The sequence below is a fragment of the Pseudomonas sp. GD03903 genome (assembly GCF_029840045.1).
Taxonomy (GTDB): domain Bacteria; phylum Pseudomonadota; class Gammaproteobacteria; order Pseudomonadales; family Pseudomonadaceae; genus Pseudomonas; species Pseudomonas pseudonitroreducens.
Genome location: NZ_JAOCBT010000007.1, coordinates 72688 through 95366, shown reverse-complemented (window position 1 = coordinate 95366; position 22679 = coordinate 72688). Strand labels below are relative to the sequence as shown.

The following is a 22679-nucleotide window of genomic DNA, read 5'->3' as shown; positions in this document are numbered from 1 at the left end:
TCGCCACGCCCACTCACTGCTGCATCTGCTGGGCCTGCTGCAGGTGCCCCGGCGCCACCGTGACGCGGGCGTGCATCTGCTCGCCGCCGCCGCCCCGACGCATGCCGCGCACCGGGCAGGCATCGAGGTAATCCAGGCCCACTGCCAGCTTCAGATGACGCTCCGGGCGGTCCAGCACATTGGTCACGTCGAAGCTGTACCAGGCGCCGTCCAGCCAGGCCTCGGCCCAGGCATGGCTGGCGAGATGATCCTCGGAGTCGGCGTAGAGATAGCCGGAAACGTAGCGCGCCGGCACGCCCAGGTAGCGCAGGCAGGCAAGGAAAGCGTGGGCGTGGTCCTGGCAGACCCCCTGCCCGGCCGCGAAGGCTTCGGCCGCGGTGCTGTCGACCTGGGTCGAACCCGGCACGTAGGCAATGCGCTCATTCATCGCCTGCATCAGGCGGATCATCGCCTTGCGGTCGCGGCGCTCGGCGCACTGGGCGCGGGCGAACTCCTGCAGCGCGCCATCGGCCTGGGTCAGGCGGGTGCTGCGGAGGAACGGCAGCGGCGACAGGTGATCGTGTTCGCAGTCGTTCTCCACGTCGATTTCGACGTTGCCGTGGGCGGCGATGACGATGGCCTCGTGGGGTTCATCCAGGGTCAGCACGTGAAGAATGTTGCCGTAGGCGTCGCGCTGCGGATGCGCCGGACGCGGCAGGTGCAGTTGCCAGTCGAGCACATGCTGGCGTTCGCTCTCCTGCGGAGTCAGGCGCAGGTACTGAATGCTCGCGCGCACCTGGTCTTCGTAACGGTAGGTGGTGTCGTGGCGGATGGAGAGTTTCATGCGGCCTCCAGGTACGAGCTGTGAATGGCGTTGGCGAGCTGGCGCACCAGCCCGATGTGGTCGGTTATCCAGGGATGCAGACCGGCGCCCAGCACCTCGTCGATGCCGCTGTAGCGCACCCGCGCCTCCAGTTCGGCGGCCAGGCGCTGGGCCGGGCGGCCGTTGGCGCCGGGCAGGCTGGCGAGGATCTGGCGCAGCTCCTCGGCGCAGGCCAGCAGCGAGCGCGGGACGTCCTCGCGCAGCAGCAGGAGTTCGGCGATGTTTCGTGCGTTCAGCGCATCGCGATAAAGCTCTGTGTAGCCCTCGAAGGCCGAGAGCGCGCGTAGCAATGCCGTCCACTGGTAGTAACCGCGGGCGGAACCTTCGGCAGGCCCGGCGCTGTGCTCGCCCAGTACCTGATGCCGCGCATCGAGCAGGCGCAAGGTGTTGTCGGCGCGTTCGATGTAGGTGCCCAGGCGGATGAAGTGGAAGGCGTCGTTGCGCATGCTGGTGCCGAAGGTGGCGCCGCGGAACAGGTGCGAGCGGTCCTTCACCCATTCGCAGAAGTGGCTGATGCCATAACGCAGCAGGCCCTGGTGAGCGATGTCGCGCATCTCCAGCCAGGTCGCGTTGATGTTTTCCCACATGTCGGTGGTGATGCGCCCGCGCACCGCGTGCGCTCCGGCACGGGCGGCGCCGAAGCAGGAATAGATGCTGGTGGGGTTCTGCGCATCCAGGGCGAAGAAGTTCAGCAGGCGCTCGGCGTGCAGTTCGCCATGGCGCGCGAGATAGGCGTCGAGATTGCCGGTGATCAGCAGCGGCATGGCCAGTTCTTCCAGGCCATCGCCGCGGCCATCCTGGGGCATCAACGACAACGAGTAGGACACGTCGAGCATCCGCGCGAGGTTCTCGGCACGCTCCAGGTAGCGCGACATCCAGTAGAGATCGGAAGCGGTACGGCTCAGCATGATCAGTCCTCCACCACCCAGGTGTCCTTGGTACCGCCACCTTGTGACGAGTTGACGACCAGCGAACCTTCGCGCAGCGCCACCCGGGTCAGCCCGCCGGGCACCAGGCGCACGTTGTCCGGCGCGGACAGCACGAAGGGCCGCAGGTCGATATGGCGCGGGGCGATGCCGTTGTCGACGAAGGTCGGGCAGGTCGACAGGCTCAGCGTGGGTTGCGCGATGTAGGCCTCGGGGCGCGCCATCAGCCGCGCGCGGAAGGCCTCGATTTCCGCGCTGGTCGCGGCCGGGCCGACCAGCATGCCGTAGCCGCCGGAGCCCTGCGCCTCCTTCACCACCAGCTCGGGCAGGTGCGCCAGCACGTGGGACAGGTCCTGCGGCCGGCGGCACTGCCAGGTCGGCACGTTGTGCAGGATGGGTTCCTGGTCGAGGTAGAAGCGGATCATCTCCGGCACATACGGATAGACCGACTTGTCGTCGGCCACGCCGGTGCCGATGGCATTGGCCAGTACCACGTTGCCGGCCCGGTAGGCGGCCAGCAGGCCGGGTACGCCGAGCATGGAGTCAGGATTGAAGGCCAGCGGGTCGAGGAAATCATCGTCGACGCGCCGATAGATCACGTCCACCGGCTGCGGCCCGGCCGTGGTGCGCATGTAGACGCGCTCGTCACGGACGAACAGGTCGGCGCCCTCCACCAGCTCCACGCCCATTTCGCGGGCAAGGAAAGCGTGCTCGAAGTAGGCGCTGTTGAAGCGTCCCGGCGTCAGCACCACCACGCTGGGATTATCCAGCGGGCTGGAACTGCGCAGGGTATCCAGCAACAGGTTCGGGTAATGGTCGATGGGCGCGATGCGTTGCGCACCGAACAGTTCCGGGAACAGGCGCATCATCATCTTGCGGTTCTCCAGCATGTAGGAGACGCCGCTGGGGGTGCGCAGGTTGTCCTCGAGCACGTAATAGGCGCCGTTGCCGTCGCGTACCAGGTCGATGCCGGCAATGTGCGCATAGACATTGCCCGGCACGTCCAGGCCCTGCATGGCCAGTTGGTACTGGTCGTTGGCCAGGACCTGCTCGGGCGGGATCAGGCCTTCCTTGAGGATGCGCTGGTCGTGGTAGAGGTCGGCGAGGAACAGGTTGAGCGCCTGCACCCGCTGGATGCAGCCGGCTTCGATGATCTTCCACTCGCTGGCGGGGATGCTGCGCGGGATGGTGTCGAAGGGAATCAGGCGCTCGGTGCCCTGATCGTCGCCATAGAGAGTGAAGGTGATGCCCGCGCGATAGAACAGCAGGTCGGCTTCGCGGCGGCGCTGCTGCAGCTGTTCGCCAGGCATGTCCGCCAGCCAGCGGGCGAACTCCGTGTAGTGCGGTCGGCAGGCGCCAGCGGCGTCATGCATTTCGTCATAGAACACCCGAGCCATCTTTCACTCCTTGTTGCCGCTCGTCTCGGCTGCAAAGGCCATCGCAAGGGCCGTGCCAGAGGTCGATTTCCTGTTGTTTCAATGACTTGCAAAGTCCGCCAGAGAGCCTCGCACCCGCTTGGTGCGCTTTTCCCGCCCGGCCGCCCCGGCCCGCCCCGTTTGGGGCCGCAAGCGCCATCCGGCGGGCCTTTGCGGGGAGCCGGGGGCTTTCTTGTCAGCCTCTGGGGGCGGAACTACGCTGCAAGAGCACGTCCGTTCGCTATGGACCTGCCGCGATCAACAGAGGTGCCAAATTTCTGCGCGCTGGTATCGCAGTGGCTCCCACAACGTAGAACAACAGGAGTCCGATCATGACCTCAGGGCAATTGTCTCTCGTGAAAGTCGCGGCGCTGGCCTTCGCCGGCGCCAGCCTGCTGTCCAGCGCCTCGCTGCAGGCGGCTGAAGCGCTCAAGCAACTCGGCAACCCTGAAGGGGCGCTGGATATCATTGCCTGGCCCGGCTACATCGAACGCGGCGAGAGCGACAAGAACTACGACTGGGTCAGCCAGTTCGAGAAGGACACTGGCTGCAAGGTCAACGTGAAAACCGCCGCCACCTCCGACGAGATGGTCAGCCTGATGGCCAAGGGCGGCTACGACCTGGTGACCGCTTCCGGTGACGCGTCGCTGCGCCTGGTCTACGGCAAGCGCGTGCAGCCGATCAACATCGCCCTGGTGCCCAACTGGAAGAACGTCGACAAGCGCCTGCAGGACGCGCCCTGGCACACGGTGGACGGCAAGCACTACGGCACGCCCTACCAGTGGGGGCCGAACGTGCTGATGTACAACACCAAGGTCTTCCCCAAGGCGCCGGACAGCTGGAGCGTGGTGTTCAGCGAGCAGAAGCTGCCCGACGGCAAGAGCAACAAGGGCCGCGTGCAGGCCTATGACGGGCCGATCTACATCGCCGACGCGGCGCTCTACCTGAAGACCACCCAGCCCGCGCTGGGCATCCAGGACCCGTACGAACTCAACGAGGAACAGTACGCCGCCGCCCTCAAGCTGCTGCGCGAGCAGCAGAAGCTGATCCACCGCTACTGGCACGACGCGACGGTGCAGATGAGCGACTTCAAGAACGAAGGCGTGGCCGCTTCCGGTTCCTGGCCCTACCAGGTGAACGCGCTGCAGGGCGAGAAGCAGCCGATCGCCTCGACCATCCCCACCGAGGGCGTCACCGGCTGGGCCGACACCACCATGATGCACGTCGACGCCAAGCATCCGGTGTGCGCCTACAAGTGGCTGAACTGGTCGCTCGAACCCAAGGTGCAGGGTGACGTTGCCGCCTGGTTCGGCTCAGTGCCCGCCTCCCCCGACGGCTGCACCGGCAGCCAGTTGCTGGGCGCCCAGGGTTGCGCCACCAACGGTTACGACCAGTTCGACCGCATCGCCTTCTGGAAGACCCCGCAGGCCAAGTGCGCCCAGGGGCAGTGCGTGCCGTACAGCCGCTGGACGCAGGATTACATTGCGATCATGGGTGGGAGGTGATCCCCCTGCTGGATCAAAAGCCCCTCACCCTAACCCTCTCCCGCAAGCGGGAGAGGGAACCGTTCGGTGCAGGATGAAACCTTGCCATCAGCCGGCACGGACGGCTCCCTCTCCCTAAGGGAGAGGGCTGGGGTGAGGGGATGCGTTGGCACAAACCTCTCCAGAAAACAGTCGCTGCTACAAATGCCCCACCTCACCCACAAGTCGGCAAGCACCCCCGCCCCCATGCGCTACCTTTTCTGATGCAGCCCCCGCCAATCAGGTAGCCAGCAGCATGACCACAGCCGTCCAGTTCACTGACGTGAGCCGTCACTACGGCGAGGTGCGCGCCGTCGACCGCGTGTCCATCGAAATCCGCGACGGCGAGTTCTTCTCCATGCTCGGCCCTTCCGGCTCGGGCAAGACCACCTGCCTGCGGCTGATCGCCGGGTTCGAGCAGCCCACTTCCGGCTCCATCCGCATCCACGGCAACGAAGCCTCCGGCCTGCCGCCCTACGAGCGTGACGTCAACACGGTGTTCCAGGACTACGCGCTGTTCCCGCACATGAACGTACTGGATAACGTCGCCTACGGCCTGAAGGTGAAAGGCGTGGCCAAGGCCGAGCGCTACCACCGCGCCGAGGAAGCCCTGGGGATGGTCGCCCTCGCCGGCTACGGCAAGCGCAAGCCGGCGCAGCTGTCCGGCGGCCAGCGCCAGCGCGTGGCCCTGGCCCGGGCGCTGGTGAACCGCCCGCGTGTGCTGCTGCTGGACGAACCGCTCGGGGCGCTGGACCTGAAGCTGCGCGAACAGATGCAGGTGGAACTGAAGAAATTGCAGCGCCAGCTCGGCATCACCTTCATCTTCGTCACCCACGACCAGAGTGAAGCGCTGTCCATGTCCGACCGCGTGGCCGTGTTCAACAAGGGCCGCATCGAGCAGGTCGACACTCCAGGCAACCTCTACCGTCGCCCCGCCACGCGCTTCGTCGCCGAGTTCGTCGGCACCGCCAACGTGCTGCGCGGCGACCTCGCCCAACGCCTGCTCGGCGAATCCCGCCCGCACTCGCTGCGCCCGGAACACGTGCGCTTCGGCCGCGCTGGCGAAGGCGAGCTGGAAGTCAGCGGTACCCTGTTCGACGTGCAGTACATGGGCGCCAGCAGCCGCTACGAGATCGAACTGGAAAACGGCGTGCGCCTGGTCGCAGCGCTGCCCAACGGCGAGCGCGAAGAGCCACGGCCGAAACCGGGTGACGCGGTAACTGCCGCCTGGGCACGTAGCGCGCTGGTGCCGCTGCTCGAAGAGCCCGCGCCGTGAGGGCGATCTCCAGCTTCCTCTACCGGCGCAGCACGCTCTACCTGCTGATGCTGCTGATCCCGCCGCTGCTGTGGTTCGGCGTGATCTACATCGGCTCGCTGTTCGCCCTGCTCTGGCAGAGCTTCTACACCTTCGACGACTTCACCATGGCGGTGACGCCGGATCTGACCCTGGCCAACTACCAGGCGCTGTTCAACCCGGCCAACTACGACATCGTCCTGCGCACCTTCAGCATGGCCATCGCCGTGTCGGTGGCCAGCGCCATCCTCGCCTTCCCCATCGCCTACTACATGGCGCGCTACGCCGGGCCCAAGGAGAAAGCCTTCTTCTACATCGCCGTGATGCTGCCGATGTGGGCCAGCTATATCGTCAAGGCCTACGCCTGGACGGTGATCCTGGCCAAGGGCGGCATCCTCTACTGGGTGATCGAACACCTGCACCTGCTCGGCCTGCTGAACCTGCTGCTGGAGGTTCCCGGCGTGGGCGGCAACACCCTGTCCACTTCGCACCTGGGGCGTTTCTGGGTGTTCACCTACGTCTGGCTGCCGTTCATGATCCTGCCGATCCAGGCCGCCCTCGAGCGCCTGCCGCCGACGCTGCTGCAAGCCTCGGCCGACCTCGGCGCGCATCCGCGGCAGACCTTCTTCCAGGTCATCCTGCCGCTGGCCTTCCCCGGCGTGGTGGCCGGCTCGATCTTCACCTTCAGCCTGACCCTGGGCGACTTCATCATCCCGCAGCTGGTGGGCCCCAGCGGGCTGTTCATCGGCACCATGGTCTACGTGCAACAGGGCGCGGTGGGCAACATGCCGCTGGCGGCGGCCTTCACCCTGGTGCCCATCGTGCTGATTGCCGTCTACCTGTCCATCGCCAAGCGACTGGGGGCCTTCGATGCGCTCTGAGGCACACTCCACCGACCGTCCTTCGTGGTTCCTGCGCCTGGCGGCCTGGGGCGGGCTGGTGTTCCTGCATTTCCCGATCCTGGTGATCCTGCTTTACGCGTTCAACACCGAAGAGTCGGCCTACAGCTTCCCGCTGCAGGGCTTCACCCTGAAGTGGTTCAGCATCGCCTTTCAGCGCGGCGACGTGCTCGATGCCATCTGGCTGTCAGTGAAGATCGCCTGTGTGGCCACGCTGATCGCCATGATCCTCGGCACGCTGGCGGCCGGCGCGCTGTACCGCCGTGACTTCTTCGGCAAGGAAAGCATCTCGCTGATGCTGATCCTGCCCATCGCCCTGCCCGGCATCATCACCGGTATCGCCCTGCTCTCGGCGTTCAAGACGCTGGGGATCGAGCCGGGCTTCCTGACCATCGTCATCGGCCACGCGACCTTCTGCGTGGTGATCGTCTACAACAACGTGATCGCGCGCTTCCGCCGCACCTCCTTCAGCCTGATCGAGGCGAGCATGGACCTGGGCGCCGACGGCTGGCAGACCTTCCGCTACATCATCCTGCCGAACATCGCCACGGCGCTGTTGGCCGGCGGCATGCTGGCCTTCGCGCTGTCGTTCGACGAGATCATCGTCACCACCTTCACCGCCGGCCACGAACGCACCCTGCCGCTGTGGCTGCTCAACCAGCTCAGCCGCCCGCGCGACGTGCCGATCACCAATGTGGTGGCCATGCTGGTGATGCTCGCCACCATGCTGCCGATCCTCGGCGCGTACTACCTGACGCGAGGCACCAGCGACGTGGCAGGGAGTGGCAAGTGACCCTGTACTTAGCGCCCCCTGCCTAACCGTCTCCTGAAGGGAGAGGAGGCTGGAACGGCGCAGGAAGAAACCACTGTTTCACCCGGCACGGACAGCTCCCTCTCTCTCCGGGAGAAGATTGGGGTGAGGGCAAACCCACTGATGAAAGGAGCCCCCCATGCAAACCAAACTCCTGATCAACGGCCAGTTCGTCGCCGGCGAAGGCGCCAAGCTGGACATCCTCAACCCCTCCACCGGCGAGGTGATCGGCCAGGTCGCCGAAGCCAGCGAAGCCCAGGTGGACACCGCCGTGCGCGCCGCTGACGCGGCCTTCGATGGCTGGTCGCAGACCGCACCGAAGGATCGCGCCCTGCTCCTGCTGCGCCTGGCCGACCGCATCGAGGAACACGCCGAGGAGCTTGCCCGGCTGGAATCGGACAACTGCGGCAAGCCCTACGCCGCCGCGCTGAACGACGAGATCCCGGCCATCGCCGACGTGTTCCGTTTCTTCGCCGGCGCCTGCCGGGTGCTGCCCGGCTCCGCCGCCGGCGAGTACCTGCCCGGTTTCACCTCGATGATCCGCCGCGACCCGGTGGGCGTGGTTGCCTCCATCGCGCCCTGGAACTACCCACTGATGATGGCCGCCTGGAAGCTCGGCCCGGCGCTGGCCGCGGGCAACTGCGTAGTGCTCAAACCCTCGGAACAGACGCCACTGACCGCCCTGCGGGTGGCCGAGTTCATCGCCGAGCTGTTCCCCGCCGGCGTGGTCAACCTGGTCTTCGGCCGTGGCCCGAGCGTGGGCGCGCCGCTGGTCAGCCACGACCTGGTGCGCATGGTCTCGCTGACCGGCTCGGTGGGCACCGGCAAGGCCATCATCAAGAGCGCCGCCGACAGCGTGAAGCGCCTGCACATGGAGCTGGGCGGCAAGGCCCCGGTGATCGTCTTCGACGATGCCGACCTGGACGACGTGATCGCCGGCATCCGCACCTTCGGCTTCTACAACGCCGGGCAGGATTGCACCGCCGCCTGCCGCATCTATGCCGGCAAGAAGGTCTACGACAACTTCGTCGCCGATCTGGCCAGCGCAGTATCGAGCTTGAAGACCGGTCTGCAGAACGACCCGAATACCGAGCTCGGTCCGCTGATCACTGCAGCCCAGCGCGACCGCGTCTCCGGCTTCGTCGAACGCGCCAAGGCCAGCCCGCACATCCAGATCGCCACCGGCGGCAAGATGGTCAGCGGCAAGGGCTTCTTCTACGAGCCCACGGTGGTGGCCAACGCCCAGCAGGATGACGAGATCGTCCGCCGCGAAGTGTTCGGCCCGGTGGTCTCGGTGACGCCGTTCAGCGATGCGGACGAGGCGGTGCGCTGGGCGAACGACTCCGACTACGGCCTCGCCTCGTCGGTGTGGACGAAGGATGTAGGCCGCGCCTCACGGGTCGCGGCGCGCCTGCAGTACGGCTGCACCTGGGTCAACACCCACTTCATGCTGTGCAGCGAAATGCCCCACGGCGGCTTCAAGCAGTCCGGCTACGGCAAGGATTTGTCGATGTACGGACTGGAGGACTACACCGTGGCGCGGCACATCATGTTCAAGCACTGAGCCGCGCCCCGGCGTGAGCCTGACCTGTAGGAGCGAGCTTGCTCGCGAACCCCGGCCCCGCAGCGGGGGCTGTTCGCGAGCAGGCTCGCTCCTACGAAAAGCCGCCCCCTGCGTAGGAGCGGACTCCGTCCGCGATCGTCCATAGCCGCATCAGAATTGCGGACAGAAACGTAGGATGGGTGGAGCGCAGCGATACCCATGCTGTCGGTGGGCGGAGTCGATGGGTATCGCTGCGCTCCACGCCATCCTGCAAAGTGCGCCATGCACCACCAGCGTGGTGCGAGACACCGATCAGACCAACCCGGCCAGCTTCAGCCAATGGCGGTAGAAGCCTTCCGCCACCTGGTTCATCGCCGCGACCCGCTGCGGCAGGCCCTCGAGCATCACCTCGGCGCTTTCCTGGCTCGGCTGGCTCGGGTCGAGGTATTCCGGGAAACCGTTGACCCAATCGCTGACCAGCTCCTCGGTCATCTCCGGGTGGCCCTGCAGGCCGAGAATGCGCTCACCGAAGCTGAACGCCTGGTTCTCGCACCAGGGACTGGACAGCAAGCGGGTGGCGCCTTCGGGGATATCGAAGGTATCGCCGTGCCACTGGTAGATCGGGAATTCGTCAGGCAGGTGCGCCAGCCAGGGGCTCTGCCCTTCCACGCGGCGCATCGGCTGCCAGCCCAGTTCGGTGTACGGCAGGCGATGGATCTGCGCACCCAGCGCCTTGGCCAGCAACTGGCCGCCCAGGCAGTGGCCGATCATCGGCACGTCACGCTCGAGGAAACGGCGGATCGCCGCGATTTCGTCGCGCAGCCATGGCAGGTCGTCGTTCACGCTCATCGGCCCACCCATGATGGCGACGGCCTTGGGCCGTTCCAGGTCGTAGCCTTGCAGCTCGTCGAGGTCGGCGCGGCGCACGTCGAACGGCAGTTGCAGACGGTCGAGCAGCGCGCCCAGATGGCCAGGCGGGCAGAAATCGACGTGGGTCAGGATCAGAATATCGGTCATGGTCACCTCCGCCCGGCAGTCTGCCGGATCGGCGGCGCTGAAGAAACCTGGCGTGTCCGCAAGCGGGTCCTTGCACGGCCGCCAAGCGGGCGGCGAAGAAAGCGCGCCGTCACTGCTGGTGGCGGCGCACTTTCCGCTTTGCGGCCAGACAATCGGCCATCGGGTGATGGCTCGACGACGTGTTGCGGTCAGCGCAGGGAGGTGACCTCCTGGGTCACGCCCCATCCATCGAGAATACCGCCCAGTGGCACCACGACTTCCTCCAGGTCGTGCTCGAAATCGCCGATGGCGGCGTGGGTAGCGAACATCACCTTGCTGATCTGCAGGCTCCAGCCGCCATCATCGCGGGCTTCGACCTGGGTTCTCAGCGACTCTCCGCGAAACTGCCGGGCAGCTTTGCGGGCGTTCTGTTCATCGGAAAAGATGGCGAAAAAATCGATGGGATGAATGCGAGCGAAGTCGAAGCCACCTTCCTTCATCCGGCGCAACACGTTGACGCTGATATCCTCCGAGAGGGGCTTTTCCATGGTACGCACCTCCTGTCGAGACGTTCAGAGTGTATTCCCGCCGACGAACGCACCCGCCACGGGTGCATTCCGGGCACTTCAGTGTGCCGCCAGGAAACGTCAATTGACGCAACGTCCCCCGAAATAGTGGCCAACTCCGTCGAACGCGCCGAACGGCGCAACGGACTATCCCGGCCACATTTCTCAGAGTAGCGCCTGAGCACGCGGCCTGCCGCTCCTTTGACGCTTCGCGCCGTTGGGCGGCGACGGGCGGCAGAAAGGCGCCATCCCGCGTCGCTAGCCGCCCAGTGCGATGCACAGGCCGGTCATGGCCACACCCAGTGCGGTAAAGCCCAGCGCCCCGGGCCAGGGCGAACCACCGGACCAGCGGCTGAGCAGCCAGCCCAGGCCGAACAGCATGCTCACGCCGATGCCCTGGGCCAGGCGCAGTGCCAACAGGTCATCGAGTACCAGCCACAGTGGCAGGATCAGCGGCAGGGTAATGCCGGTGACCAGCACCACGATCAGCAGCGCCGCCAGCCAGACCTCGGCGCCGCCGCCGTGCGGCTCACCGGTTCCCAGCTCGGATGCGACCAGGCGCTGGCGCAGGCTCCACAGCTCATCCGGCTGCAGGACCGCCACCAGCCGCGGCGGCAGGAATTCGTCGAGGCCTTCGCGAAAGTCGACGTCAGTGGAGGTGCCGCGCAGCGCCCGCAGGCGGCCATGCTGGTGCAGCCGCTCCACCCGCAGGCGCACCAGCAGCATCAGGGCATCCACCACGCCCCAGGCGATGTTGCAGCCCAGCGCGGCGACGATCAGGTCCTGTCGGCTCGCCCCACCGCTGGCGGCAGAGATCACCGAGATGATGGTCAGCGTCATGATGACCCCGTAGGTCATCTCGCTGATCCGGTCGAAGGGCGTAGTGATGTCCTGCAGCACGCGCTGCCAGGCGGATGACTGAGTTTGCGGGGTTTGCTGCATGGGCCGGCCTCCTTTGCCGCCCCTGCAGTCTACTCAGGCGCGGCTGAGCCAGGCCATCACCCAGCGATTGATCGCCGGCGGCGACAGCTGGCCGGACCAGTACATGGCGCGGAACATCGCGCCGATCGGCCGGTGCACGCCGCTGCTCTGCGCCTGGCGCCAGGCGGCCTGGGCGATATCCTCGGCCACCAGGGTGACGCCCAGGCGACGCAGCACCGGCGGCTCGAAGGTCTGGCTGGCGACCATCGGCGTGCGTACGAAAGGCGGCATCAGGTCGGCGACGCGGATGCCCAGTTCGCGCCACTCCAGCTCCAGCGCTTCGGTCAGGCCGCGCACGGCAAACTTCGACGCCGAATAGCTGGCCATCTGCGGCACGCCGTAGAGCCCGGAAGCCGAGCCCATGTTCAGCACCTGCGCGCCGGGCGTGCGCTTGAGGTAAGGCAGCGCCGCATAACAGCAATTCAGCACACCCTGAACGTTGATCGCGATGATGCGGTTGTGCTCGGCGAGGCTGATGTCCTCGAAGCGGCCGAAACGCAGGATGCCCGCGCAGTTGAACAGCAGGCGCAATTGACCGCCGTTGGCTTCGGCGAACTCGCACACTGCCGCCGAGACGGCGTCGGCGTCGGTAACGTCCAGCGCCCGATGCCAGGCCCCGTCCAGCTCGGCAGCCAGCGCCGCCAATGGTTCGGGATTGAGGTCGAGCAGCCCGACGCGCCAGCCGCGCTGGTGGAACAGTTTCGCGGTGGCGGCGCCTATGCCCGACGCCGCCCCGCTGATCAGTATGGTGTTCATCGTGGCGATCCTTGCTTGAGACCGGGTTGCAGATGGCCGGTGAGAAAGACGGCAACGTCCTGTAACGCACGATCGGCCACGTCGAGCAAACCGGCGTGGGCCTGGAATACATGCCAGCAACCGGGGAAGCGTTGCAGTTCGACGGTTGCGCCATAGCGCCGTGCCGCTGCGACGAAGCGCAGGCTGTCGTTACGCAGCACCTCGTCCTCGCCGACCTGGATCAGCAGCGGCGGCAAGCCGCTGAGATCGGCATGCAACGGCGACAGCTGGGCGTCTGCGCGCGGTACACCGGGCGGGCAGAACATCTCCATGGCACTCTCGATCCAGGCGCGGGTGATCAGCGGGTCGCCCGCCGCCGGGGCGTGCAGATGTTCAGCGGAAAGATCGGTCACCGGCGAGAAGGTCACCAGTGCGCCCGGCGCTGGCAGCCCCTGGGCCTTCGCCTCAAGCGCCAGTTGCAGGGTCAGGTGGCCACCGGCGGAATCTCCGACCACGGCGATGGACTGCGCGGGAATACCCTTGTCCAGCAGCGCGCGGTAAGCCGCCACGGCGTCTTCGCGCTGCGCCGGGAAGCGGTGCTCGGGCGCGAGACGGTAATCGATCACCCAGACCTCCGCCTTGCAGCGCCGCGCCAGGTTGGCGGTGATCGCCCGGTGCGTGGCCGGCGAGCCGATCAGGTAGGCGCCGCCATGCAGGTAGAGGATCACCCGGCCCTCACCCACCTGTACCGGCCGCCAGACTTCGGCGGGAACTCCACCCAGCGTTGCCTGCTCGCGGTGCACGCCACGGGGAGTGAGCGTCGCCGCCGTCAGCCCGCGCAACAGGGCGCGCTGTGCCTTCACCGGCAGTTGCGGGCCCATCAGCCCGCGGAACAGCAGATTGAGCACGCCGCGCAAGGTGGCCGTCAGCAGTTTCTGGCGGGTCGACAGCGACGCCACGGGTTCAACGGATGCAGTCATAGTCGGCGAACTCCGGCTGACGGGTCTGTTGGCGATAGCGGAAGGTGAAGCCCGGCCAGTTCACGGTATTGCGCCCGCTGGCGGTCTTGTACCAGCTGCTGCAACCACGCTCCCAGATGGTGTGCTGCAGGTCGTGCTGCAACTGGCGGTTGAAGCCCTGCTGCACCTGCGGCTTGAGGTCCAGGTACTTCAGGCCCTCGCGCTGGATCCGTTGCAGGCAGCCGAGCACGTAGGGGAACTGGCTCTCCAGCATGTAGATGATCGAGTTGTGCCCCAGGTTGGTGTTCGGCCCATAGAGGATGAAGAAGTTGGGGAAACCGCTGACGCTGATGCCCTTGTACGCCTCGGCGCCGTCGCTCCAGGCCTGGTTCAGCTCGCGCCCGGCCAGGCCGGTGATGCGCATCGGCGCGAGGAACTCGGTGGCGGCGAAGCCGGTGCCGTAGATGATCGTATCCACCGGATGACGCTGGCCGTCGCGAGTGACGATGGCGTCTTCAGTAACCTCGCGGATACCGGTATCGACCAGCTTCACGTTGCTGCGCGCCAGCGCCGGGTAGTAGTCATTGCTGATCAGGATGCGCTTGCAGCCCATGGGGTAATCCGGCTGCAGGCGCGCACGCAGCTGCGGGTCGGCGATGCTCTTGCGCATGTGCAGGTGGAAGCTGATGCGCATGAATTTCATCATCGGCGGGAACACCGTGAAGGCCAGCGCCCGTGCCTCGTGCTGCACGTACTTCAGCCCACGATCCAGGCGCTGCAGCCAGGGCAGGCGCGACTTGATGCGGCGTTCCCAGGCGGAATAGGGGCGATCCGGCTTGGGGATCACGTAGGCGGCGCTGCGCTGGAACAGCAGCAACTCGGCGACTTTCGGGGCGATCTGCGGGACGAACTGGATGGCGCTGGCGCCGGTGCCGACCACGGCGACGCGCTTGCCGTCCAATGGAGTGCCATGGTCCCACTGTGCGGAATGAAAGGCCTTGCCCTGGAAGCGCTCGATGCCCGGCAGCTTCGGGATCAACGGGCGGCTCAGTTGGCCAAGGGCGCAGACCAGCGATTGGGCGCGCAGCTCCTCTCCGTCGGCGCAGGTCACCCGCCACTCGCCAGCCGCTTCATCGAAACTGGCCTCGCGCACCTCGCAGTTGAAGCGGATGCGCTCGCGCAGGCGGTATTTGTCGGCGCAGTGCCGCGCGTAATCGAGGATTTCCGCCTGGGGCGCGAACTTGCGCGACCAGTCGGCCTTGGGTTCGAAGGAGAAGGAATACAGGTGCGAAGGCACGTCGCAGGCAGCGCCCGGATAGACGTTCTCGCGCCAGCAGCCACCGACATCGGCGGCCTTTTCGAGGATCAGGAAGTCGCTGATGCCGGCCTTCTGCAGGCGGATCGCCAGGCCCAGGCCGGCAAAGCCGGCACCGATGATCAGCACGCGCGGGGCGGCCGATCGACGGGATGGTGTTGTCATTGTTGTGCTCCCGGTTTGATCTCCGCACAGCGGCGGATGACAACATCCTAGTGCGACTTCCGTCAGCGGGTTATGGCATAGTCGGACAGAAAATTGTGACTTTCGGTCAGCCATTTTTCCCTTCCCTGCCTGAAACTTCGCCCCGCGAGGACATGATGCCCGCCACCCCATCCTGGTCGCCCCGGCGCAGCGCCATCAGCGTGCAACTCATGACCCAGTTCGGTCTGGACCACGGCATGACCCTGGAGCAATGCCTGGACGGCACCGGGCTGGACATCGGCGTGCTCGCCGACCCCGGCGCAGAGGTTGAAGCGACCCAGGAACTGCAGTTGCTGCGCAACATCAACCGGTGTATCGGCCAGCGCCCCGGCATCGGGCTCAAGGCCGGCCTGCGCTATCACCTCAACACCTACGGCATCTGGGGCTTCGCGATGCTCAGCAGCTCGACCTTCCTCAGTGCCGCCCACCTGGGCCTGCGCTACCTCGACCTGACCTATGCCTTCCACCGCATGACGCTGGAGGAACACGCCGGCGAGGCGCACCTGGTGCTGGACGACACGTCCGTGCCGGAGGACCTGCGCGACTTCCTCATCGACCGCGACGGCGGTGGCGTGCTGCGCATCCAGCGCGACCTCACCAACCAGCCGCCGCCGATCCGCCAGGCGCTGTTCCGCCGCGAGGCGCCGGCCGACCTGCAGCCCTACATCGAGGAACTGGGCGTCACGCCGCTGTTCGGCCAGGCGGAAAACCGCATCGTCTTCGACAGCCGCATCCTCGAAATGCCGCTGCCCGGCGCCAACCCGGAAGTAGCGCGGCGCTGTGAGGAACAATGCCGCGCCCTGCTCGCCCGGCGCCAGGTGCGCACCGGGCTTTCCGGGCAGATCCGCGATCGCCTGCTGGGCACGCCGGGGCGGCTGCCGGACATGGAGCAACTGGCGGATGAGCTGCACATGACCTCGCGTACGTTGCGGCGCCGGCTGGAGACCGAGGGCAGCAGCTATCGTGCGCTGCTCGACGAGGTGCGCCAGGCGCTGGCCGAGGAGTTGCTGGCCACCGGGGTGATCCGTCTGGAGGAGATTGCCGAGCGGCTCGGCTATGGCGAGGTGTCGAACTTCATCCACGCCTTCCGCCGCTGGAAAGGCGTGACGCCGGGGCGCTTCCGCCGCCGTTAGAAAACCTGTTGACGATCTTGCGAGCTAGTGCCGTAGCAGGCGGAAAACGCCCGAAGAGCGGAGTTTACCTTCTTTAAATGAGCATCTGAGGGCGCTTTCCAACGCCCAACGGCCGACGCGCAGCAGATCGTAGACCGGTGTTAGAAGACCAGCTTGTAGCCGATCATCGCCAGCATCAGTGCCAGGCAAGGGCGCAGTACGCCGTCCGGGATGCGCCCGGCCAGGTGGCTGCCGACGTAGATGCCCGGCAGCGAGCCGATCAGCAGGTAGCCCAGCAACCCCCAGTCCATGTTGCCCATGCTGGCATGGCCGAGGCCGGCGACCAGGGTCAGCGGCACCGCGTGGGCAATCTCGGTGCCCACCAAGCGGCGGGTAGCGAGGAACGGATAGAGGATGAACAGCGCCACGGTACCCAGGGCCCCCGCGCCGATGGACGTCAGGGCGACCATCGCACCGAGGATGGCGCCGGTGATGACCGTCAGGGTATTCAACCGTGGGCCACTGAAGTGGAAGCTGTCGCCGGCATGGCGCTGGGCAAAGGCCAGCACCTGTTTCTTGAACAGCACCGCCAGGGCGGTGAGCAGCAGCACGACGCCCAGGGCGTTCTTGATCACGGCGTTCATCGCCGCGGTATCGGTATGCAGGCTGTGCAGGAACAGCAAGGTCAGCGCCGCCGCCGGGACGCTGCCCAGGGCCAGCCAACCGGTGATGCGCCAGTCGATGTTGTCGTTCTTGCGGTGAACCAGGACGCCGCCGGACTTGGTGATGGCGGCATAGAGCAGGTCGGTGCCCACGGCAGCGGCAGGGTTGATACCGAACCAGAGGAGAATCGGAGTCATCAGCGAACCACCGCCGACACCGGTCATCCCAACGATAAAGCCAACGACAAGACCCGCGACTACAAACCCGATATTGCCGAAATCCATCTACGCGTCCTGACTGGCGAAACTGATCACCTCGTGGTGTGGGCGGCAGGATAACGACTTTTCTTATAATCCATTAGATCGATGTGGTCTTAATTTATAACCTGTTCTTTCAAATGGTCAGGCCGCTGATTTGCCCCTTCGCAGCGTCTGCTTCGCGCTTTTCAGGCGTGCCCCGGTATCGGTCTGAGCAATGAAAAAGGGGCCCGAAGGCCCCTTTTCAGCTAGCGCTCTGTCACTTCACGTCAGGCTTGCCGTCGACCACACCGGTCTTGTTGCCCAGCAGGGCCTGGGTGGCGGTCTGGATGAAGGACTCCAGACGGGTCTTCATCTCCGACTGCTCCGGCGTGTTCTCGATGCGGGTCGCACCGAAATCCTTGCCCAGCTTGTAGTCATAGACGCGGATATCGCCATCCTTGGGCTTGATCAGGATGCGGTTGCCATACACCAGCGCGACATCCTGGCCGCTGCCAGACGGCTTGATCATGCCGAAGCCCTTGTCGCCTTCGGGCAGGTTCAGCAGGTCGCGGCCCCAGCACTGGTGACGCGCTTCGCCGCCCAGGCGACCCATGATGGTCGGCACGATGTCGATCTGGGTGCCGACGGTGTCGCGCGTGGCGCCGAACTTCTCCTGGATGCCGGGAGCGATGACCAGCAGCGGCACGTTGAAGCGGAACAGGTCCATCTCGGTCAGCTGCTCGGGGGTACCGAAGCCGTGGTCGCCGACGATCACGAAGATGGTGTCCTTGTAGTACGGCGACTTCTTGGCCTTCTCGAAGAACTGGCCGAGCGACCAGTCGGAGTAGCGCATCGCAGTCAGGTGCTCGTCCAGGCTGCCATAACCGCTCACCGGCTGTACCGGCAGGTCCTTGGGCAGCGCGTAGGGTACGTGGTTGGACAGGGTCTGCAGCAGGGCATAGAACGGCTTGCCGGTGGCATGCAGCTTGTCCAGTTCCTCGTTGCCGCGGGCGAACATGTCCTGGTCGGAAACGCCCCAGGTCGGGTCGGAGAACACCGGGTTGACGAAGTCATTGCGGCCGATGAACGAGGTCATGCCCTGGTTGGCGAAGAAGCCGGACTGGTTGTCCCAGGCGAAATCGCCGTTGTAGACGTAGACGTCCTCGAACTTGCGCGCCGACAGCAGCTGCGGCAGGCCGGAGAACTTGTGGCCACCCTCGGGCGTCTGCATCAGGTACTCGAAGCCCGGCAGGTTGGGGAAGCACGCCATGGTGGCGAACATGCCCTGGTGGGTGTGGGTACCGTTGGAGAAGTACTGGGTGAACAGCAGCCCGTCCTTCGCCAGCTTGTCGAAGTTCGGCGTGATGTTGCCCGGAGCGCCCAGCGCGCCGACGTAGTGACCGGCGAAGCTTTCCATCAGGATCACCACGACGTTCTTCACCGGCAGGGTGCCATCGGCCGGCGGCGTGTAGTCGCGACGGATCGGAGCGTCATCGGCGTCGACCAGCTTGTCGTCCGGCATCACCAGCATCTTGCGCACGGTGGCCAGCGCCTTGTCCTGCGGCAGGGTCGACTTCCAGATGTTGTCGCGGTCTTCGGAGAAGCGGCTCTCGGCGGCCTTGATCAGGCTCAGGGTGCCGTTCAGGCCGAGCTGGTTGGCAAACTGCGAGTCGGTGGTAAAGGCATCACCCCAGCGCAGCGGCGGGCCCTGGCGCAGGGTGCCACGGGCGGCGACGACGCACAGCACGATCAGTACCAGCAACACCGCCACGCGGATGTACCAGGCAGCGGCCGATGGGCCACCAGCGGCCGGGCGGGTAGCGCGGTCGATGCCGCGGAACAGCATGTACAGCAACCAGGTGGCGATGGCCCAGGCCAGCAGGTAGCGGACTACCGGGTAGCCGTACCAGATCATGCTCATGACCGTTTTCGGGTCTTCGGACATGTACTGGAATACCAGGCTGTTCAGGCGCTGGTGGAATTCACGGTAGAAGTCCATCTCCAGCACGCCGAGGAACAGCGTGATGCTCGCGGCGATGGTCAGCCAGGTCTTCCACAGCCAACGCCAGCCCATGGCGCGCACACTGACCACGGCGAGCACCAGCGGAGCGACGATGTAGACCACGGCGCGGATGTCGAAACGCATGCCGGTGAGGAAGGCTTCGACAAAGGTGGAGGCGGGTGTGCTGCCGATCAGTTCGCGGTTGTAGATGAACAGCGCAAGGCGCAGCAGGGAGTACATCACCATCAGCGTGACGACGCTGAGCGCGGTGAACGCCAGGTGGCTGGACACGGTCGGCCGCGTGAGGCTCGCACCGGTCTGGCGGTTGGACAGGACTTCTGATTGGCCCATTTCTTGGTTCCGTTGTGAACGTTCGGGGTCGAAGGTGCATCGCCATTGCCGGACAGAACGGCTGCCCGCGCGAGCGCGAAAGGCTGCGGCATTACACCGCAAAAGCTGCGGCGGCGCATTCTAAAGTGCGCCGCTTAAGCGGACATTAAGCTTGGCACGCCAATCGTTTCGGGATGATGCAAGCGTGAAGCGGCGCAGGTGGGACCGCCCAAGGGCGGGCAGAGTGCCGTGCGGGATGTGAAGAAAATGTCGTGGCGCAGGGCTTGCCCGCGCCACGCGCAGAGCCGCTCAGTCGTTGGCCGGCTTGCCGATGGCCTGCAGCACGTACTGCGGCAGGGCAAACGCGCCCTGGTGGATCGCCGGGTTGTAATAGCGGGTCTGGATGCCGCTGGCGGCGAAGCGCTGCGCCAGCGTGGCGGCGTCGACCTTGCGCAGCGCCGGGTTGGTCGAACCCCAGGCGAAGGTCATCGAGCCACCGATGTAGGTCGGCACCGCCGCCTGGTAGAAGTGCCAGTCGGCGAACAGGCCGTTCATCCGCCCGGCGGTGTTGCGCACGGTGTCCAGCTGCATGAACGGCGTGCCGTTCTGGGTCACCAGCACGCCGCCCTCGTTCAGGCAGCGGTGGCAGGCCTGGTAGAAGTTCTCCGAGAACAGCACTTCGCCCGGGCCGATCGGGTCGGTGGAGTCGGAGATGATCACGTCGAACTTCTCCGTGGTGGTGGCGACGAAGCGCATGCCGTCATCGATCACCAGGTTCAGCCGCGCGTCGTCGAAGGCGCCCTGGGAATGGTTGGGCAGGAACTCCTTGCACATGTCGACCACGGTGCCATCGATCTCGACCATGGTGATGTGCTCGACGCTGGCGTGTTTGGACACCTCGCGCAGCATGCCGCCGTCGCCGCCGCCGATGATCAGCACGCGCTTGGCATTGCCATGGGCGAGGATCGGCACATGGGTGAGCATCTCGTGGTAGATGAACTCGTCGGCCTCGGTGGTCTGGATCACACCGTCCAGCGCCATCACCCGGCCCATGCGGGCATTCTCGAAGATCACCAGGTGCTGGTGCTCGGTGCGCACCTCGTGGAGCATCCTGTCGACGCTGAAACGCTGGCCATAGCCGTCGTAGAGGGTTTCCTGGTAATCGTGCATGCAGTGGGCTCCCGTCGGGACAAGACAATAGGAGGGGACGGCCGCGCCGCCCCGAAAGAGGCGCGCATTCTACGTGCCGAAGGATGACAGGTCGAACCCTGCCGTCGCTGCCTGCATAAAGAAGCCGGCCCGCACCGGTTTGAAAGTCAGGCGCGGGAGGACAGCTGCTCGCCCAGCAGGTAATGTCGCCCCATGAAAAACATTCCGCCCCTGCCCCAGCGCATCCGCCTGCCCTACCACGCCCCCTGGGACTGGCAGCAGTTCCACGAGCATTTCGCCCTGCGCAGCCTGGCCGGCGTCGAATGCCTGTCACCCCGGCGCTACGCCCGCAGCGTTCGGCTGGGCGCGGACAGCGGCTGGTTCAGCGTTGCCCCCCTGGACGGCTGCGCCGAACTGGAACTCGAACTGCACCTGCCGAGCCACCACGCCGAGGCGCTGACCGCGCGGGTTCGCAAGATGTTCGACCTGGACAGCAATCCCGCGCACATTGCCGCACACCTGGGCGATGACGCCATCCTCGGCCCGCTCCTGCTAGAGGCTCCCGGCCTGCGCCTGCCCACCGCGTTCGATCCGTTCGAGCAGGCCGTGCGCGCCATCGTCGGCCAGCAGGTCACGGTCAAGGCCGCCGTGACCATAGTCGGACGCCTGGTGCAGCGCCTGGGCGAGGAGTTGCCGGGAGCGATCGAAGGCCAGCCCACGCGTCTTTTCCCCACCGCCGAAGCCCTGGCCGAAGCCGATCTTGCCGGCATCGGCATGCCTGGCAAGCGCGTCGAGACGCTGCAGCGCTTCTCCGCCGCCTGCGCCAGTGGCGCGCTGCAGCTGCATGTGGAGGATGGCGCCGAGGATCTGGTGCAGCGCCTCTGCGCCCTCCCCGGCATCGGCCCCTGGACCGCCGAGTACGTCGCCCTGCGCGCCTTTGGCGATCCGGACGCCTTTCCCGCGGCCGACCTGGGCCTGCTCAAGTCACCGGTCTGGGGCGCGCAAGGCATCACCGCGCGCGAACTGCAACGCCGCGCCGAAGCCTGGCGGCCGTGGCGCGCCTACGCCGCCGTCTATCTGTGGCACGCCTACTCCCAGGCCGGCCGCACCGGAGGATGACCATGCACTATCGCTACCACGACAGCCCCACCGGACGCCTGCTGCTGGCCGGCGACGAAGGCGGCCTGCGTATGCTCTACATGGACCTGGAAACTCGCCACTACCCACAGCCGGACTGGCACCAGGGCAGCCCGCTGCTGGACGACGTAGCACGTCAGCTGGACGAGTATTTCGCCGGCAAGCGCCAGCGCTTCGAGGTGAAGCTGAACACCGGTGGCACCGAATTCCAGCGCCAGGTCTGGCAGGCGTTGCTGGAGATTCCCTACGGCTACACCACCGTCTACGCCGAACTGGCGCGGCGCATCGGTCGGCCCAAGGCGATCCGCGCGGTGGGCGCGGCCAACGGAGCCAACCCGATCAGCATCATCGTCCCCTGCCATCGGGTGATCGGCAGCGACGGTAGCCTCACCGGCTATGCCGGCGGCCTGCCGCGCAAGGAATTGCTGCTGCGCCTGGAGGGCGCGCTGGAAACGGCCTAGCCGTCCGCTCTAGGAGAAGTCGAAGGCGGTCTGCGCTGCCTGCGGATCGACGTAGCCTTCCAACGCCAGCATGCGCATCTTCGAGCCGCTGCCACCGGGCGCGGAGAAGCCGCCGGTCTTGCCGCCACTAGCGAGAACCCGGTGGCAAGGAATGATCAGCGGGATCGGATTGGACCCCATCGCCTGCCCTACCGCGCGGGACAACCCGACATCGCCCAGGCGCCGGGCGATCTCGCCATAGGTCGTGGTCTCCCCGCGGCCCAGTTGGAGAATGTCGGCGTAGACACGGCGGTGGAAATCGCTCTGCCCGGACAAGTCCAGTGGCAGCGTCTCGAACGACACCGCTTCGCCCCTTGCATAAGCGAGGATCAAGCGCCGGGCTTCATCGATGAATGCCGGCCATTGGGCAATCTCGCTGCCGAGCTTGTCGAAGCGCTCGCGCACGCTGTGCACGGAATCCCCCGGCAGATAGGCGCGGGTAATCCCCTGCGGGCTCCAGGCGAGCCCGAACCAGCCGAGGTCTGTTTCAATCAGGCAGTAATGCATCGGACGAGTCT

The 22679-nt window shown here is 66.1% G+C and carries 21 protein-coding genes; 8 read left to right on the top strand and 13 right to left on the bottom strand.

Annotated elements, in window-relative coordinates; all coding sequences use genetic code 11:
- Nucleotides 1-13 precede the first annotated feature (13 nt).
- Genes N5C91_RS13235 through N5C91_RS13225 form a run of 3 tightly spaced genes read right to left on the bottom strand, consistent with a single transcriptional unit; the run spans nt 14 to nt 3185 of the window.
- Nucleotides 14-823, bottom strand: a complete 810-nt coding sequence (locus tag N5C91_RS13235) for a transglutaminase family protein (RefSeq protein ID WP_236174504.1) — start codon at nt 821-823, stop codon at nt 14-16.
- Nucleotides 820-1770, bottom strand: coding sequence for an alpha-E domain-containing protein (locus N5C91_RS13230; protein ID WP_279830083.1), 951 nt, complete (start codon nt 1768-1770; stop codon nt 820-822). The genes N5C91_RS13235 and N5C91_RS13230 overlap by 4 nt, the downstream gene beginning before the upstream one ends.
- Before the next feature lie 2 nt (nt 1771-1772).
- The gene (locus N5C91_RS13225; protein WP_236174506.1) at nt 1773-3185 is read right to left on the bottom strand and encodes a circularly permuted type 2 ATP-grasp protein; all 1413 of its coding nucleotides are present in this window, start codon (nt 3183-3185) and stop codon (nt 1773-1775) included.
- A gap of 350 nt (nt 3186-3535) precedes the next feature.
- Between N5C91_RS13225 and ydcS the strand changes: the two genes are divergently transcribed.
- The 5 genes from ydcS (at nt 3536) to N5C91_RS13200 (ending at nt 9294) form a co-directional block, all read left to right on the top strand.
- Entirely contained in the window at nt 3536-4708 is a 1173-nt protein-coding gene (ydcS, locus tag N5C91_RS13220) for a putative ABC transporter substrate-binding protein YdcS (RefSeq protein ID WP_236174507.1), read from the top strand.
- Between the two features lie 274 nt (nt 4709-4982).
- Nucleotides 4983-6002, top strand: a complete 1020-nt coding sequence (locus N5C91_RS13215; RefSeq protein ID WP_236199712.1) for an ABC transporter ATP-binding protein — start codon at nt 4983-4985, stop codon at nt 6000-6002.
- A gap of 47 nt (nt 6003-6049) precedes the next feature.
- Entirely contained in the window at nt 6050-6901 is an 852-nt protein-coding gene (locus N5C91_RS13210) for an ABC transporter permease (RefSeq protein ID WP_236174586.1), read from the top strand.
- Complete coding sequence (locus tag N5C91_RS13205) at nt 6891-7712, top strand: ABC transporter permease (protein WP_236174509.1); 822 nt, start codon at nt 6891-6893, stop codon at nt 7710-7712. Before N5C91_RS13210 ends, N5C91_RS13205 begins: the two co-directional genes overlap by 11 nt.
- Nucleotides 7713-7869: 157 nt before the next feature.
- Nucleotides 7870-9294: a gamma-aminobutyraldehyde dehydrogenase gene (locus N5C91_RS13200; RefSeq protein WP_279830082.1), complete on the top strand. Its 1425-nt coding sequence runs from the start codon at nt 7870-7872 to the stop codon at nt 9292-9294.
- A gap of 291 nt (nt 9295-9585) precedes the next feature.
- Here N5C91_RS13200 and N5C91_RS13195 read toward each other — a convergent pair whose 3' ends face one another.
- From N5C91_RS13195 to N5C91_RS13170, 6 genes are all read right to left on the bottom strand, one after another.
- Nucleotides 9586-10290, bottom strand: coding sequence for a type 1 glutamine amidotransferase (locus N5C91_RS13195; protein ID WP_236174511.1), 705 nt, complete (start codon nt 10288-10290; stop codon nt 9586-9588).
- A 188-nt stretch (nt 10291-10478) separates the two neighbouring features.
- Nucleotides 10479-10817: a ribonuclease E inhibitor RraB gene (locus tag N5C91_RS13190; protein ID WP_024765445.1), complete on the bottom strand. Its 339-nt coding sequence runs from the start codon at nt 10815-10817 to the stop codon at nt 10479-10481.
- A 276-nt stretch (nt 10818-11093) separates the two neighbouring features.
- Complete coding sequence (locus N5C91_RS13185; protein ID WP_279830081.1) at nt 11094-11777, bottom strand: hypothetical protein; 684 nt, start codon at nt 11775-11777, stop codon at nt 11094-11096.
- A gap of 33 nt (nt 11778-11810) precedes the next feature.
- Nucleotides 11811-12572 (bottom strand): SDR family oxidoreductase, encoded by a 762-nt coding sequence (locus N5C91_RS13180; protein ID WP_279830080.1) that lies wholly within the window; start codon nt 12570-12572, stop codon nt 11811-11813.
- A complete protein-coding gene (locus N5C91_RS13175) occupies nt 12569-13531 on the bottom strand; it encodes an alpha/beta hydrolase (RefSeq protein ID WP_279830079.1) in 963 nt (320 codons plus the stop codon). Before N5C91_RS13175 ends, N5C91_RS13180 begins: the two co-directional genes overlap by 4 nt.
- Nucleotides 13515-14990 (bottom strand): NAD(P)/FAD-dependent oxidoreductase, encoded by a 1476-nt coding sequence (locus N5C91_RS13170; RefSeq protein ID WP_279830078.1) that lies wholly within the window; start codon nt 14988-14990, stop codon nt 13515-13517. The genes N5C91_RS13175 and N5C91_RS13170 overlap by 17 nt, the downstream gene beginning before the upstream one ends.
- A gap of 155 nt (nt 14991-15145) precedes the next feature.
- Between N5C91_RS13170 and N5C91_RS13165 the strand changes: the two genes are divergently transcribed.
- The gene (locus N5C91_RS13165; RefSeq protein WP_279830077.1) at nt 15146-16162 is read left to right on the top strand and encodes an AraC family transcriptional regulator; all 1017 of its coding nucleotides are present in this window, start codon (nt 15146-15148) and stop codon (nt 16160-16162) included.
- A 140-nt stretch (nt 16163-16302) separates the two neighbouring features.
- On the opposite strand, the gene N5C91_RS13160 is transcribed toward N5C91_RS13165, so the two are convergent.
- From N5C91_RS13160 to speE, 3 genes are all read right to left on the bottom strand, one after another.
- Entirely contained in the window at nt 16303-17088 is a 786-nt protein-coding gene (locus N5C91_RS13160) for a sulfite exporter TauE/SafE family protein (RefSeq protein ID WP_236174517.1), read from the bottom strand.
- A 232-nt stretch (nt 17089-17320) separates the two neighbouring features.
- Complete coding sequence (locus tag N5C91_RS13155; protein WP_279830076.1) at nt 17321-19396, bottom strand: LTA synthase family protein; 2076 nt, start codon at nt 19394-19396, stop codon at nt 17321-17323.
- Nucleotides 19397-19684: 288 nt separating this feature from the next.
- Nucleotides 19685-20545 carry a polyamine aminopropyltransferase gene (gene speE, locus N5C91_RS13150; protein WP_236174519.1) on the bottom strand — a complete coding sequence of 287 codons (861 nt, stop codon included), beginning with the start codon at nt 20543-20545 and terminating at the stop codon, nt 19685-19687.
- 192 nt (nt 20546-20737) lie between these two features.
- Here speE and N5C91_RS13145 point away from each other — a divergent pair, with 192 nt between their 5' ends.
- Complete coding sequence (locus tag N5C91_RS13145) at nt 20738-21643, top strand: DNA-3-methyladenine glycosylase (RefSeq protein ID WP_279830075.1); 906 nt, start codon at nt 20738-20740, stop codon at nt 21641-21643.
- 2 nt (nt 21644-21645) lie between these two features.
- Entirely contained in the window at nt 21646-22122 is a 477-nt protein-coding gene (locus N5C91_RS13140) for a methylated-DNA--[protein]-cysteine S-methyltransferase (protein ID WP_236199703.1), read from the top strand.
- Nucleotides 22123-22131: 9 nt separating this feature from the next.
- Here the strand turns inward: N5C91_RS13140 and N5C91_RS13135 are convergent, their stop codons facing one another.
- The gene (locus tag N5C91_RS13135) at nt 22132-22668 is read right to left on the bottom strand and encodes a methylated-DNA--[protein]-cysteine S-methyltransferase (protein WP_279830074.1); all 537 of its coding nucleotides are present in this window, start codon (nt 22666-22668) and stop codon (nt 22132-22134) included.
- Between the last annotated feature and the right edge of the window lie 11 nt (nt 22669-22679).

Coding starts and splice junctions, on each gene's coding strand:
- N5C91_RS13235 (WP_236174504.1), bottom strand. CDS start 823: ATGAAACTCTCCATCCGCCACGACACCACCTACCGTTACGAAGACCAG.
- N5C91_RS13230 (WP_279830083.1), bottom strand. CDS start 1,770: ATGCTGAGCCGTACCGCTTCCGATCTCTACTGGATGTCGCGCTACCTG.
- N5C91_RS13225 (WP_236174506.1), bottom strand. CDS start 3,185: ATGGCTCGGGTGTTCTATGACGAAATGCATGACGCCGCTGGCGCCTGC.
- ydcS (WP_236174507.1), top strand. CDS start 3,536: ATGACCTCAGGGCAATTGTCTCTCGTGAAAGTCGCGGCGCTGGCCTTC.
- N5C91_RS13215 (WP_236199712.1), top strand. CDS start 4,983: ATGACCACAGCCGTCCAGTTCACTGACGTGAGCCGTCACTACGGCGAG.
- N5C91_RS13210 (WP_236174586.1), top strand. CDS start 6,050: ATGCTGCTGATCCCGCCGCTGCTGTGGTTCGGCGTGATCTACATCGGC.
- N5C91_RS13205 (WP_236174509.1), top strand. CDS start 6,891: ATGCGCTCTGAGGCACACTCCACCGACCGTCCTTCGTGGTTCCTGCGC.
- N5C91_RS13200 (WP_279830082.1), top strand. CDS start 7,870: ATGCAAACCAAACTCCTGATCAACGGCCAGTTCGTCGCCGGCGAAGGC.
- N5C91_RS13195 (WP_236174511.1), bottom strand. CDS start 10,290: ATGACCGATATTCTGATCCTGACCCACGTCGATTTCTGCCCGCCTGGC.
- N5C91_RS13190 (WP_024765445.1), bottom strand. CDS start 10,817: ATGGAAAAGCCCCTCTCGGAGGATATCAGCGTCAACGTGTTGCGCCGG.
- N5C91_RS13185 (WP_279830081.1), bottom strand. CDS start 11,777: ATGCAGCAAACCCCGCAAACTCAGTCATCCGCCTGGCAGCGCGTGCTG.
- N5C91_RS13180 (WP_279830080.1), bottom strand. CDS start 12,572: ATGAACACCATACTGATCAGCGGGGCGGCGTCGGGCATAGGCGCCGCC.
- N5C91_RS13175 (WP_279830079.1), bottom strand. CDS start 13,531: ATGACTGCATCCGTTGAACCCGTGGCGTCGCTGTCGACCCGCCAGAAA.
- N5C91_RS13170 (WP_279830078.1), bottom strand. CDS start 14,990: ATGACAACACCATCCCGTCGATCGGCCGCCCCGCGCGTGCTGATCATC.
- N5C91_RS13165 (WP_279830077.1), top strand. CDS start 15,146: ATGCCCGCCACCCCATCCTGGTCGCCCCGGCGCAGCGCCATCAGCGTG.
- N5C91_RS13160 (WP_236174517.1), bottom strand. CDS start 17,088: ATGGATTTCGGCAATATCGGGTTTGTAGTCGCGGGTCTTGTCGTTGGC.
- N5C91_RS13155 (WP_279830076.1), bottom strand. CDS start 19,396: ATGGGCCAATCAGAAGTCCTGTCCAACCGCCAGACCGGTGCGAGCCTC.
- speE (WP_236174519.1), bottom strand. CDS start 20,545: ATGCACGATTACCAGGAAACCCTCTACGACGGCTATGGCCAGCGTTTC.
- N5C91_RS13145 (WP_279830075.1), top strand. CDS start 20,738: ATGAAAAACATTCCGCCCCTGCCCCAGCGCATCCGCCTGCCCTACCAC.
- N5C91_RS13140 (WP_236199703.1), top strand. CDS start 21,646: ATGCACTATCGCTACCACGACAGCCCCACCGGACGCCTGCTGCTGGCC.
- N5C91_RS13135 (WP_279830074.1), bottom strand. CDS start 22,668: ATGCATTACTGCCTGATTGAAACAGACCTCGGCTGGTTCGGGCTCGCC.